The organism is Streptomyces sp. NPDC088732, from assembly GCF_044751205.1.
GTDB lineage: Bacteria > Actinomycetota > Actinomycetes > Streptomycetales > Streptomycetaceae > Actinacidiphila.
Window position 1 is genome coordinate 334,837 of record NZ_JBIVLI010000006.1, and the last position, 12,113, is coordinate 346,949.

At 76.2% G+C, this 12,113-nt stretch carries 9 protein-coding genes, 1 pseudogene and 1 riboswitch; of the genes and pseudogenes, 1 reads left to right on the plus strand and 9 read right to left on the minus strand.

The window, feature by feature from the left end:
* The first annotated feature begins 130 nt into the window (after positions 1-130).
* Entirely contained in the window at positions 131-2,905 is a 2,775-nt protein-coding gene (locus tag ACIP9H_RS13770) for an ABC transporter substrate-binding protein (RefSeq protein ID WP_401959152.1), read from the plus strand.
* 230 nt (positions 2,906-3,135) lie between these two features.
* On the opposite strand, the gene cobC is transcribed toward ACIP9H_RS13770, so the two are convergent.
* From cobC to ACIP9H_RS13815, 9 genes and pseudogenes are all read right to left on the minus strand, one after another.
* On the minus strand, positions 3,136-4,227 hold the full coding sequence (gene cobC, locus ACIP9H_RS13775) for an Rv2231c family pyridoxal phosphate-dependent protein CobC (protein ID WP_401584770.1): 1,092 nt from the start codon (positions 4,225-4,227) through the stop codon (positions 3,136-3,138).
* A gap of 54 nt (positions 4,228-4,281) precedes the next feature.
* A pseudogene (locus ACIP9H_RS13780) lies at positions 4,282-4,500 on the minus strand (CbiX/SirB N-terminal domain-containing protein); the annotation flags it as partial.
* A gap of 89 nt (positions 4,501-4,589) precedes the next feature.
* Positions 4,590-5,018, minus strand: coding sequence for a cobalamin biosynthesis protein (locus ACIP9H_RS13785; protein WP_401584569.1), 429 nt, complete (start codon positions 5,016-5,018; stop codon positions 4,590-4,592).
* The gene (locus ACIP9H_RS13790; protein WP_401584572.1) at positions 5,015-6,373 is read right to left on the minus strand and encodes a cobyrinate a,c-diamide synthase; all 1,359 of its coding nucleotides are present in this window, start codon (positions 6,371-6,373) and stop codon (positions 5,015-5,017) included. Before ACIP9H_RS13790 ends, ACIP9H_RS13785 begins: the two co-directional genes overlap by 4 nt.
* Entirely contained in the window at positions 6,367-6,972 is a 606-nt protein-coding gene (gene cobO, locus ACIP9H_RS13795) for a cob(I)yrinic acid a,c-diamide adenosyltransferase (RefSeq protein WP_401584575.1), read from the minus strand. The genes ACIP9H_RS13790 and cobO overlap by 7 nt, the downstream gene beginning before the upstream one ends.
* Positions 6,972-9,002: a putative cobaltochelatase gene (locus tag ACIP9H_RS13800; RefSeq protein WP_401584577.1), complete on the minus strand. Its 2,031-nt coding sequence runs from the start codon at positions 9,000-9,002 to the stop codon at positions 6,972-6,974. Before ACIP9H_RS13800 ends, cobO begins: the two co-directional genes overlap by 1 nt.
* Before the next feature lie 49 nt (positions 9,003-9,051).
* The gene (locus tag ACIP9H_RS13805) at positions 9,052-10,563 is read right to left on the minus strand and encodes a cobyric acid synthase (RefSeq protein WP_401584580.1); all 1,512 of its coding nucleotides are present in this window, start codon (positions 10,561-10,563) and stop codon (positions 9,052-9,054) included.
* On the minus strand, positions 10,560-11,555 hold the full coding sequence (locus ACIP9H_RS13810; RefSeq protein WP_401584583.1) for a cobalamin biosynthesis protein: 996 nt from the start codon (positions 11,553-11,555) through the stop codon (positions 10,560-10,562). Before ACIP9H_RS13810 ends, ACIP9H_RS13805 begins: the two co-directional genes overlap by 4 nt.
* 53 nt (positions 11,556-11,608) lie before the next feature.
* Positions 11,609-11,738, minus strand: a riboswitch (cobalamin riboswitch).
* 145 nt (positions 11,739-11,883) lie between these two features.
* On the minus strand, positions 11,884-12,099 hold the full coding sequence (locus ACIP9H_RS13815) for a hypothetical protein (protein ID WP_401584585.1): 216 nt from the start codon (positions 12,097-12,099) through the stop codon (positions 11,884-11,886).
* Positions 12,100-12,113: the final 14 nt, after the last annotated feature.

Below are 12,113 nucleotides of genomic sequence, written 5' to 3' on the forward strand. Positions count from 1 at the left end.
CCGAGTGCCCGCAGCCGCCCTCCGCGGCCGTTGTCCACAGGGGTGTACGTCCGGCGTCCCACAAAGGGTGTTGCCACTACCCTGATGAGGAGTGTCCGCGCGCCCGCCGCGGACGGGGCCGGGGGGTCTCATGTTCGGGGGACGGTACGAGATCCGGGCGCTGCTCGGGTCCGGAGGGATGGCCCGGGTCCATCTCGCGTACGACACACGCCTGGGCCGCACCGTCGCCCTCAAGACGCTGCTGCCGGAACTGGCGCGCGACCCCGAGGCCCGCCGCCGCTTCGCCCGCGAGGCGAGGGCCGCCGCCGGCCTCAACCACCCCGGCATCGTGACCGTCCACGACCAGGACGAGATCACCACGGAGGACGCGGTCGTCCCCTTCCTCGTCATGGAGCACATCGAGGGCCGGACCCTGTCCGAACTCGCCCGCGCCCAGGCCCCGATGGAGATCGAGCGGGCCGTCCGCATCACCTGCGACATCCTCGACGCCCTCGCGCACGCCCACGACCGCGGCCTGGTGCACCGGGACGTGAAGCCCTCCAACGTGCTGATCACCACCGGGGGAGCGGTCAAGGTCGCCGACTTCGGCATCGCGCGCGTCGTGCACTCCCTCACCGGCCTCACCGGCACCGGCTCCGCGATCGGCACCCCCGGCTACATGGCCCCCGAGCAGTGCGCGGGCGACGCCGTCGACGCCCGCAGCGACCTGTACGCGGTCGGCTGCATGCTCACCGAACTCCTCACCGGCGCCGTGCCGTTCGGGGGCGCCACCCCGCTCGGCGTGATGTACGCCCACGTCCACCGGACACCGCTGCCGCCCTCCGCGCGCAACCCGGCGGTGCCGCCCGCCCTGGACGCGATCGTGCTGTCCGCGCTGTCCAAGAACCCGGCGCTGCGCCCGCAGAGCGCCCGCCAGATGAAGGACCGGCTGAGCGGCTGGCTCGCCTCCCGCACCCCGCCGACCGCACCGCTCGCGCTGCCTCCGCCGCCGCGGCCGGCCCCCGTGCCGCAGCACCCCGCCTACAACCCCCCGTCGTACGGCCCCTGGGCCGCCGCCCCCGCGCCGCGCCCCGCCTGGGACTCCGGGTCGACGACGCCCCTGTCCGCTCCGCGGGTGCGGCGCCGCCGCTTCGGCGTCGTCGCCGCGGCCGGCGCCGCCGTCCTCGCCGTGCTGATCACCGTGGCCGTCGTCGTGAACCCGTTCGGCGACGACAAGAAGAAGGACCCCGACCCACCCGTCGCCCAGGACCTGATCGCCGCCCGGAAGTCCGCCAGCGGCTACAACGGGGCGCTCACCGGCGCCGTCAGCCCCTCGTCGGCCAGGGGCGGCACCCTGCGGCTGGTCTCCGCCTACGCCCCGGACTCCCTCGACCCGGCCCGCACCTACTCGCCGCTGGTGTGGAACCTGGGCCGGCTCTACCTGCGCAAGCTCGTGGACTTCGCCCCGCAGCCCGGCGCCGCGGGCACCGGCCTCGCCCCGGACCTCGCCACCTCCACCGGGCGGATCTCGGACGGCGGCCGCACGTACACGTACACCCTCAAGGAGGGCATCGCCTTCGAGGACGGCACGCCCATCACCTCCGAGGACGTCAAGTACGGCATCGAGCGCACCTTCGCGACCGACCTGTACACCAGCGGCCCCACGCACCTGCGCGACCTGCTCGACCAGGGCCAGGACTACCCGGGCCCGTACAAGGACACCGACCCGGACCGGCTCGGCCTGAAGAGCGTCGACACCCCCGACGACCGCACCATCGTCTTCCACCTCGACGCGCCCTTCGCCGACTTCCCGTACGTGCTCGCCCTGCCCATGTCGTCGCCCGTGCCCAGGGCGAAGGACACCAAGGCGGACTACGAGAAGCGGCCCGTCGCCAGCGGCCCCTACCGGATCGCCTCCTACGACGCCGCCAAGGGGCTCGAACTCGTCCGCAACGACCGGTGGGACGCGTCGACCGACTCCATACGCACCGCGCTGCCCGACACCGTCGAGCTGACGATCGTCCCCGACGCCGCGGCCGTGGACGCCGCCCTGCTCGACGGCACCGCCGACCTCGACGCCGCCCAGACCGGGGTGCAGGAGGCCGCCCGCACGAAGATCCTGGCCGACAACACCCTGAAGTCCCGCGCCGACCTCGTCACGACCGGCGCCGTGCGCTACTTCTCGCTGCAGACCGCCGTCCCGCCCTTCGACGACTACCGCTGCCGCTGGGCCGTGCAGTACGCCACCGACCGGCGCGCCCTGCGCGCCGCCCTCGGCGGCGAGGACTCCGGCGACATCGCGGGCGGCATGCTGCCGCCCACCGTCGGCGGCTACGACCGGCACCTGGACACCTACGGCACCGCGGCCGGCGGCAGCTACCCCGAGCAGGCAAAGCGCTTCCTGGGCGAGTGCGGTCGCGCCAAGGGGTTCAGCACCGTCATCGCCGCCTCCGGCAGCGATCCGCGCGCCCGCAAGGCCGCCGAGTCGCTGCGCGACCAGCTCGCCAAGATCGGCGTCAAGGCCACGGTCGAGACCCCCGACCCCGCCGACTACTACCCCGTGCTCGCCGACCAGAAGCAGCTCAAGGCCAAGGGCTGGGGCATCGCGCTGATCACCTGGCAGTCCGACTGGCCGTCCCCGGCCGGCTTCCTGCGGCCCTTGCTGCTGCCCGGCAGCCCCAGCAACTACGCGGCGCTCGACGACCGCGAGCTCAACAGCCTGATGGACGAGGCCGACGGCACGACCGACCGCAACGCCGCCGACAACCTGTGGCGGACCGTCGACTCCACCGCCCAGGACCGCGGCACCCTGCTGCCCTTCCTCTACGACCGGCGGCTCAACTACCGCTCCGCACGCCTGACCAACGCCTACGTCCACCCGGCGCTGGGCGGCGTCGACCTCCAGGCGCTCGGCGTCAGGAACTGAGCGCGACCGCCATCGCGAGTGCCACCGTGAGGCGGTCGGTGGTCTCGCGGTCGCGCACTGTCAGGCGGGGCCGGTCCCGGTCCGGGCCGGGGAGGGTGGCGCGTGGCGAAGCGCAGTTCGCGCACGCGCGCTCCTGGTGCTCGGCGTGAGTGCGATTCCCTTTCCGCGTGGCGCGCGGCGAAGCCCGGGTCCCGCGGCGGTCCGGGCAGCGGCACCGCAGGTGCTCGGCGTCAGGAATTGAGCGCGACCGCCTTCGCAAGTGCCACCGTGAGGCGGTCGGTGGTCTCGCGGTCGCGCACCGCGAGCCGGAGCCAGTCCCGGCTCAGGCCGGGGAAGGTGTCCGCGCGGCGCACGGCGAAGCCCAGGTCCCGCAGGCGCTCGCGCACCGCGGCCGCCCCCGGCAGCCGCACGAGAACGAAGGGGCCCAGCGCCGGGCCCGCCACCTCGAGGCCCTCGAACTCGGCCAGCCGGGCGAGCAGATGGCCCCGGTCGACGGCGACCGCCCGCGCGGCCCGCTCCGCCTCGGAGAGCGCGGCGGGCGCGCAGCACGCCTCGATCGCCGCCAGGCCGGGCGAGGACACCGGCCACAGCGGCTGGGCCCGCTCCAGGGCCGCGACACGCTCCCGGTCGCCCAGGACGTAGCCCACCCGCAGTCCCGCCAGCCCCCACGTCTTGGTGAGGCTGCGCAGCACCAGCAGCCCCGGCACGTCGCGGCGGCCGGCCAGTGACTCGTACTCGCCGGGCACCGCGTCCATGAACGCCTCGTCCACCACCAGGGTGCGGCCGGGACGCGCCAGGCGCGCGATCTCCTCGGCGGGGTGCAGGACCGAGGTGGGGTTCGTGGGATTGCCGAGCACCACGAGGTCCGCCCGCGCCGGCACGGCGTCCGCGTCCAGCCGGAACCCGTTCCCCTCGGTCAGCAGCACCCGGTGGACGCTGTGCCCGGCGTCCCTCAGCGCCGCCTCCGGCTCGGTGAACTGCGGGTGCACGACGGCAGGATGGCGTGCCCCGAGCGACCGGGCCAGCAGGACGAACGCCTCCGCCGCGCCCGCGGTGAGCAGCACCTCCTCCGGCGGCCTGCCGTGCCGCGCCGCCACGGCCCGGCGCGCGGCCCGCCCGTCGGGGTAGGCGGCCAGGCCGCCCAGTGCGGCGGTCAGGTGTTCGCGCAGCCAGGCGGGCGGCGTGCCGGTACGCACGTTGACGGCCAGGTCGGTGAGCGTGCCGCCGTCGTCGCGCACCTCGGCGTCGCCGTGGTGGCGCAGGTCGTGGCCGTCGTCGGGTTCGGCCGCGGACTCCGCGGGGTGCGCGCCCGCCCAGCGCACGTCGAGCCCGGGGTGCGCCTCCGCCCAGCCGTCCGCCTGCTGGCGCGCGCGCCGGGCCGCGTCCCCGTCGACCGGGACGGCGGGCAGCACGACGACCCGCCGCGCCCCCAGCCGCCGGCACCGGTCCAGTCCGGCCGGCACGTCGGGAACCGCCTCGGACACGAAGGCGGTCTCCACGCCCGCGTAGCCGCGTCCCTCCCACAGCAGGCGGGCCGCCCGTACGGCCTCGGCGTTCTCCACCGGCTCCGGGGACCCGGCGGCGACGAGCAGCACCCAGGTGCCGTCCCGGTCCTGCGGAGCCCGGCGCCCGCCGCCCAGCGCCTGCTCGACGCGCTGCTCCAGTACGTCCTCGGGCGGGATGCTCAAGGTGCTGTCTCCTCGCTGGTGTCTGCCGCGGGGTGACGGCGGCGCGCCACCGCGGCCGTCGCCCGGGCCGTGCCCCCGCCGCCGGGCACGGACTTCGTCTTCGGGACGAGCAGTTCGCCGCCGGGCGCCGCGGCGAGTGCCGCCGCCTCGGCCACGGACGGTGTGCCCACGGCGGCCAGTGCGGCTCCGGAGGGCGTCGGCACATCCACGGCGGCCAGCGTATCGGCGTCGTACACCAGCAGGGGCACGCCCAGCGCCCCGGCGGCCGCCACGATCCCCGGCTCGTGCGCCCGGGTGTCGAGCGTGGCCAGAGCGGCCGGGCGCGCACCCCCGGCGCCCGCCGCGGCCAGCACCCGCGTGACGAGCGCCAGCAGTTCGGCCGCCGGGACACCCCGGGCGGCGCCGACGCCCACGACCAGGGTCACGCGGGCGCGCCGCCCCCGCCGGCGCAGGCCGCGACGAACCGCCGTGCCAGGGACGGCTCGGCGGCCCAGTGCACATGGAGGTACGACGCGTGGACGCCGCCCCGCACGAAGCCCTCGACCTTCCGTTCGGGCCGGGTGAACCCCCAGGCCGGAACGGCGCCCGCGCCGGGTTCGACGACCGTGCGGTGGAACTCGTGCCCCCGCACCCGCGTCCCTGCCGCCGCCAGCACGTTGTCCGCCACCGCAACCGCCTCGCGGTAGCCCAGCGTCAGCCGCTGCGACATCCGGGCCGTAGCGTCCAGGACCCCGCACATGGGACGTCCGTCGAGTTCCCGCGCCAGGTACAGCAACCCCGCGCACTCCGCGGTCAGCGGGCCGGGGAAGGCCGCGACGGCCGCGCGCAGCGGCGCGTTGGCGGACAGCTCCGGCGCGTGCATCTCCGGGAAGCCGCCGCCTATGACCAGCCCCGCCGCGCCGTCCGGCAGCCGCTCGTCGCGCAGCGGGTCGAAGGTGACGACCTCCGCCCCGGCGGCGGTGAGCAGTTCGACGTGCTCGGCGTAGGAGAAGGTGAAGGCGGCCCCGCCGGCGACGGCGACCGTGGGCCGCGGACCCGGTGCCGCGGGTCCGGCCGCCGCTTCGGGGTCCCAGGGCTCGCCGGCGAGCGGCGGCGCGCTGCGGGCCAGCGCCAGCAGCGCGTCCAGGTCGCAGCCCGCGCGCACCCGGGCCGCCAGGGTGCGCACCGCCTCGACGGCGTCCGCGCGCCGTTCGGCGACCGGCACCAGTCCCAGGTGCCGCGAGGGCGTGCCGACCGCGGCGTCCCGGCGCAGCGCGCCCAGCACGGGCACGCCCGCGCCGTCCAGCGCGTCGCGCAGCAGTTCCTCGTGGCGGTCGGAGCCGACCTTGTTGAGGATGACGCCCGCGACCCGGACCTCCGGGTCCCAGGACGCGAAGCCGTGCACCAGCGCGGCCACCGACCGGGACTGCGAGGAGGCGTCCACCACCAGCACCACCGGTGCCCGCAGCAGTTTCGCCACATGCGCGGTGGAGGCCAGCTCGCCCATCCCCGAGGCCCCGTCGAAGAGCCCCATCACGCCCTCCACGACCGCGAGATCGGCCCCGCGCGCGCCGTGCAGGAACAGCGGCGCGATCCGCTCCGGGCCGCACATGTACGCGTCGAGGTTGCGGCCCGGGCGGCCGGTGGCCAGCGCGTGGTAGCCGGGGTCGATGTAGTCCGGGCCCACCTTGTGCGGGGAGACGGCGAGCCCGGCCTCCGCGAAGGCGGCCATCAGCCCGGTGGCGACGGTGGTCTTGCCGCTGCCCGACGCGGGGGCGGCGACGACGAGCCTGGCTACCACTCGATGCCCTTCTGGCCCTTCTGGCCGGCGTCCATCGGGTGCTTGACCTTGCCCATCTCGGTGACCAGGTCCGCGAAGTCCAGCAGCGGCCGCGGAGCGTTGCGGCCGGTGATCACGACGTGCTGGGTGCCGGGACGGTCGCGCAGCACCGACACCACCTCCTCGGTGTCGATCCACCCCCAGTGCAGGGGGTACGCGAACTCGTCCAGCACGTAGAGCCGGTAGGTCTCGGCGGCCAGGTCGCGCTTGATCTGCTCCCAGCCCTCGCGGGCGGCCTCCTCGCTCGCGGTGACGTCGTCGGCGTCCCGCTGCAACCAGCTCCAGCCCTCGCCCATCTTGTGCCAGGCGACGGTGCCGCCCTCGCCGGAGGCGCCGAGCACACGCAGCGCCCGCTCCTCGCCGACCTTCCACTTCGCCGACTTGACGAACTGGAACACTCCCACCGGCCAGCCCTGGTTCCACGCCCGCAGCGCGAGCCCGAAGGCCGCCGTGGACTTCCCCTTGCCGGTGCCGGTGTGCACCATCACCAGCGGCCGGTTGCGGCGCTGGCGCGTGGTCAGCCCGTCCTCCGGCACGACGCTCGGCTGTCCCTGTGGCATTACGCGGCCCTCCGTACGTCCCGCACCAGTGCCGCGACGCTGTCCGCGCGCAGCTCGTCCAACGTCACGGCGGTGCCGTGCAGTTCACGCGCCAGTTCACCCGCCAGGCCCAGCCGCACCGGCCCGGTCTCGCAGTCGACGACGACCGACGCGACGCCGCCGGCGGCCAGCAGGCGGGCGGCCCGCGCGGCCAGGGGCAGCGGCTCGGGGCCGCCGGTGGCCCGGCCGTCGGTGACGACGACCAGCAGCGGGCGGCGCGCGGCGTCCCGCAGCCGTTCCACGCGCAGCACCTCGTGCGCCTTGAGGAGCCCGGCCGCCAGCGGGGTGCGGCCGCCGGTGGGCAGCTTCTCCAGGCGCGCCGCGCCCGCGTCCACCGACGAGGTGGGCGGCAGGGCCAGTTCGGCCCCCGTGCCGCGGAAGGTGATCAGCCCGACCTTGTCGCGCCGCTGGTACGCGTCCAGCAGCAGCGAGAGCACCGCGCCCTTCACCGCGCCCATGCGCCGCCGGGCCGCCATCGAGCCGGACGCGTCCACCACGAACAGCACGAGATTGCCCTCGCGGCCCTCGCGCACCGCCTCGCGCAGGTCGTCCCGGCGGATCACCAGCCCCGGTCCGCCGCGGCCGCGGGCCCGCTGGTGCGGGGCGGCGGCCTGCACGGTCGCGGCCAGGTGCAGCTTGGTCAGCGTGCCCCGCGGCTGCCGGGCGCCGGTGGTCCTGCCGTGCACGCTGCGGGCCCGGGACCGGCGCCCCGCGGCGCCCTCGCCGAGGCCCGGCACGGTGAGCGCGCGGGCCGCGAACGGCTCCGCCGAGGGCACCGCGGCCTGCTCGCCGGGCGCACCGGCGCCGGGCGGGGAACCGGCGGCGCTGTCGGGAGCGGTGTCCGAAGGGGCCTGCGACGGGCCGCCGTTGTCGTCCCGCGGCGGCCGGCCGCCCCCGCCGGGGCCGCCGTTGTCGTCGTTGCCGCCACCGTCGCCGTCCGGATCGGGCTCCGGGTCGGGTTTGGGGTCGTCGTCCCCGCCGCGGTGCTGCTCCAGCGTCTCGTCGAGCTTGTCCTCGTCCATGCCCGGCGCGTCGAAGGGGTTGCGGCGCCTGCGGTGCGGGAGCGCGAGCAGGGCGGCCTGGCGCACGTCCGCGTCGGTCACCTCGGTGCGGCCCGCCCAGGCGGCCAGCGCGGTCGCGGTGCGGGCCATGACGATGTCCGCGCGCATGCCGTCCACTTCGAAGGCGGCGCACGTCGCGGCTATCTGGCGCAGCGAGCCGTCCCCGAGGCGGACCGAGGGCAGCAGTTCCCGTGCCGCGGCGATCCGCGCCCGCAGCGCGCCCTCCTCGGCCTCCCACTTGGCGGCGAACGCCGCCGGGTCCTCGTCGTACGCCAGCCTGCGCCGCACGACCTCCACCCGCTCGTCGGTCTCCCGCGACGCCCGGACCTCCACGGTCAGCCCGAAGCGGTCCAGCAACTGCGGTCGCAGTTCGCCCTCCTCGGGGTTCATCGTGCCCACGAGCAGGAACCGCGCGGCGTGGCGCACCGAGACGCCCTCCCGCTCGACGTAGGACGCGCCCATCGCGGCGGCGTCCAGCAGCAGGTCGACCAGGTGGTCGTGGAGGAGGTTCACCTCGTCCACGTACAGCACCCCGCGGTGCGCGTCGGCCAGCAGACCCGGCTCGAAGGCCTTCACGCCCTCGGCCAGGGCCCGTTCGATGTCCAGCGCCCCGACCAGGCGGTCCTCGGACGCGCCCACCGGCAGCTCCACCATCCGCGCCGGCCGCGACGCAGGCTCCGCCCCCGGCGGGTGCGGTCCGTCGGGGCACGCGGGGTCCGGCGCCGCCGGATCGCAGCTGAAGCGGCAGCCCGCGACCACGTCCACCCGCGGCATGAGCGCCGCCAGCGCCCGCACGGCCGTGGACTTCGCGGTGCCCTTCTCGCCGCGCACCAGCACGCCGCCCACGGCCGGGCTCACCGCGTTCAGCAGCAGCGCCAGCCGCAGGTCCTCCATCCCGACGATCGCGGTGAAGGGGTAGGGGGTGCTCACGCGGCTGCCTCCTCGTTGGCACGGACCGGGTACGGAGCGGGTACGGACGTCACGGCGCACCCGGGGGGACGAAGGGGAGACCGGGCGGGGGCCCGGAGTCGATGAGGCGGAGCAGGGCGTCGGTGTCCGCGTGCTCCTCGATCAGGTCGCCGAGCCGGTCGAGCTGCTCCTCGCGCAGCGCCGCGAACGCCGTGTCCGGCGCCGGGACGAAGCGGCGGCCCGCGGCCTCGGCGACACGGCGCAGGAAGGCGCGGCGGAAGCCGTCGCTCTCCAGGGAGCCGTGCCAGTGGGTGCCCCAGACGGCGCCGGTGCGGCAGCCGTCGAGGAACGGTTCGTCGCCGCCGCGGACGTCGGCGACGCCGTGGTGGATCTCGTACCCCTCGACGGCCTCCCCCCAGGCCGTGCCGGACGGCCGGGCCAGGGTCTTGCCGGGCGCGAAGCGCACCCGTACCGGCAGCAGGCCGAGCCCCGGCACGAGACCGGCCCGCGACTCGACGGGGTCGTCGATCGTCTCGGCCAGCATCTGGAAGCCGCCGCAGATCCCGAGGACCGGGCGGCCCTCCGCCGCGCGCCGCACGACCGCGTCGGCCAGCCCGCGCCGGCGCAGCCACTCCAGCGCCTTGACCGTTCCCCGGGTGCCGGGCAGGACGACCAGGTCGGCGTCCGCGAGTTCCTCGGGCCGGTCGACGAAGCGCACGACGACGCCGGGTTCGGCCGCCAGGGCGTCGACGTCGGTGAAGTTGGACATCAGGGGGACCGCGGCGACGGCGACCCGCAGCACGTCCTCGCCGTGCGGCGGCGCCGAGTCCGACTCCCGCACGGTGCCGCGCAGCGACACCCGCAGTCCGTCCTCCTCGTCGATCCCCAGGCCGTGCCGGTACGGCAGAACACCGTAGAAGCGGCGTCCGGTCAGCCCGCGCAGCATCTCCAGCCCGGGTTCCAGCAGCGAGACGTCGCCGCGGAACTTGTTGACGAGGTAGCCGCAGACCAGCTCCTGGTCCTCGGGGCTCAGCAGCGCGGTCGTGCCGAAGAAGGACGCGAGGACCCCGCCGCGGTCGATGTCGCCGACGACGACCACCGGCAGCCGTGCCGCCCTGGCCAGGCCCATGTTGACGATGTCGCCGTGCCGCAGGTTGATCTCGGCGGGGCTGCCCGCGCCCTCGCAGATGACGGCGTCGTGGCGGGAGCGCAACTCCTCCAGGCAGCCGGTGACGGTCTCCAGCAGTTCGGCGCGGCTGCCGTTGTGGTAGCCGCGCGCGCTCATCTCGCCCACCGGGCGGCCCATCAGCACGACCTGGCTCGTGCGGTCGCCGCCCGGTTTGAGCAGCACGGGGTTCATCAGCGCGGACGGCTCCACCCGCGCGGCCTGCGCCTGCATGGCCTGCGCGCGGCCGATCTCGGCGCCCTCGCGCGTCACGTACGAGTTCAGCGACATGTTCTGCGCCTTGAACGGGGCCACGGACACGCCCCGGCGGGCCAGCCAGCGGCAGATGCCGGCCGTCACGACGCTCTTGCCCGCGTCCGAGGTGGTGCCCGCGACCAGCAGCGCGCCGCCGTTCATGCGTTCCCCCTCCGTCCCCCGCGGGCGAACCGGTGCCAGGCCAGCCGGCCGCCGGCCGTGGCCAGCAGGGCCAGCGCGCCCACCCGCCGCGACAACCGCACCGCCCGCTCGATGTCCGCCACCTCCACCGCCCGGTTGCCGGCGCCGAGCACGGGCCGGTGCTCGACCCGGCCCCCGTACGCCAGCGTCCCCCCGAGCCGTACGCCCAACGCCCCCGCGAACGAGGCCTCCACGGGTCCGGCGTTCGGGCTGGGGTGCCGTCCGCCGTCCGCCTGCCAGACCCGCCACGCGCCGCGCCGGTCGGGGCCCGCCAGGACGGCGAGCGCGGCGGTCAGCCGGGCACCGGGGAAGCCGGCGACGTCGTCGAGGCGGGCCGACGCCCAGCCGAACCGGCGGAACCGCGGCGACCTGTGGCCGACCATGGCGTCGAGGGTGTTGACCGCGCGGAAGCCCACGAGCCCCGGCACGCCGCCCAACGCGCCCCACACCAGGGCGCCCACGACGGCGTCCGAGGTGTTCTCCGCGACCGACTCGACGACGGCCCGGGCCATCTGCCGCTCGTCCAGCGCCTGCGGGTCCCGCCCGCACAGGTGGGGCAGCCGGGCCCGCGCCGCGGCGGTGTCCCCGGCGGCGAGGGCGGCGCCGATCGTCCGTGCCTCACGCCCCAGCGACGTACCGCCGAGCACCGCCCAGGTCGCGGCGGCGGTCAGGGCCACGGACGCGGCGGGGGAGCGGCGTACGGCGCGTGCGGTCCCCGCGGCGGCCGCGGCGGCGCCCCCGGCGCACAACACGGTGTAGAGCGCGCCCCGTCCGCGGTGGTCCTGCCACAACGCGCGTTCCAGTGCGCCCGCCACGCGCCCGAAGGCCGCGACGGGATGCCCGCGGCGCGGGTCGGCGAGGGCGAGGTCGGCAAGCCAGCCGAGAGCCGCCCCGGCGGCGAAGACCGACGGCGCGGCAGAGCCGGCGTCGGGTGTACGGCGGCAGCCGTCCATCGCTGGTGTCCTCACTCAGGGTCCGCGCCCTGGCTCGACGTGACCGGCGGTGAGAGTCTCCTGGCTCCCGGATCGGCGGCACCCCCGGCCTTCCAGCCCGTGGTACGGGCCGTGGCCGCTGGTGGAGGCGCGCTCCCCGGTGACAGTGGCGGGACCGCGCCGGATTCGCACCGGACTTCCTCTCCTGCCGCCGTGTGGCTGTTCCGATACCACCACGCGCCGATCCGGCCCGTCAACTCACCCCGTAGCGGCCCGGAAACGCGGAAACCCCAGCTCACGGCCGGAAAGGCCGGGAGCTGAGGCCGAGTTCACACCGCGTGGCGGCGTATCAGGCGACGATCAGGAAGATCCCGTACGCCACGGCCGCCGCGCACAGCGCGAAGCACGCGTACGCGCCCGCGCGCGCCAGGGCGCCCTGACCGCCCCGGACTCCGGCCGGCCGGGACAGGCCGACGATGCCGAGGGTGAAGACGCCGACGAGGCCGACGGTGACGGCGAGGCTGACGCCGAAGACGGAGCCGAGGGCAGCCCAGTCGATGTGCATGCTGCTGTGTCCTT

Bases quoted from the DNA above. Each gene is read 5' to 3' on its own strand.
- ACIP9H_RS13770 (WP_401959152.1), top strand. From the start codon at position 131: ATGTTCGGGGGACGGTACGAGATCCGGGCGCTGCTCGGGTCCGGAGGG.
- cobO (WP_401584575.1), bottom strand. From the start codon at position 6,972: ATGCCACAGGGACAGCCGAGCGTCGTGCCGGAGGACGGGCTGACCACG.
- ACIP9H_RS13805 (WP_401584580.1), bottom strand. From the start codon at position 10,563: ATGAACGGCGGCGCGCTGCTGGTCGCGGGCACCACCTCGGACGCGGGC.
- ACIP9H_RS13810 (WP_401584583.1), bottom strand. From the start codon at position 11,555: ATGGACGGCTGCCGCCGTACACCCGACGCCGGCTCTGCCGCGCCGTCG.
- ACIP9H_RS13815 (WP_401584585.1), bottom strand. From the start codon at position 12,099: ATGCACATCGACTGGGCTGCCCTCGGCTCCGTCTTCGGCGTCAGCCTC.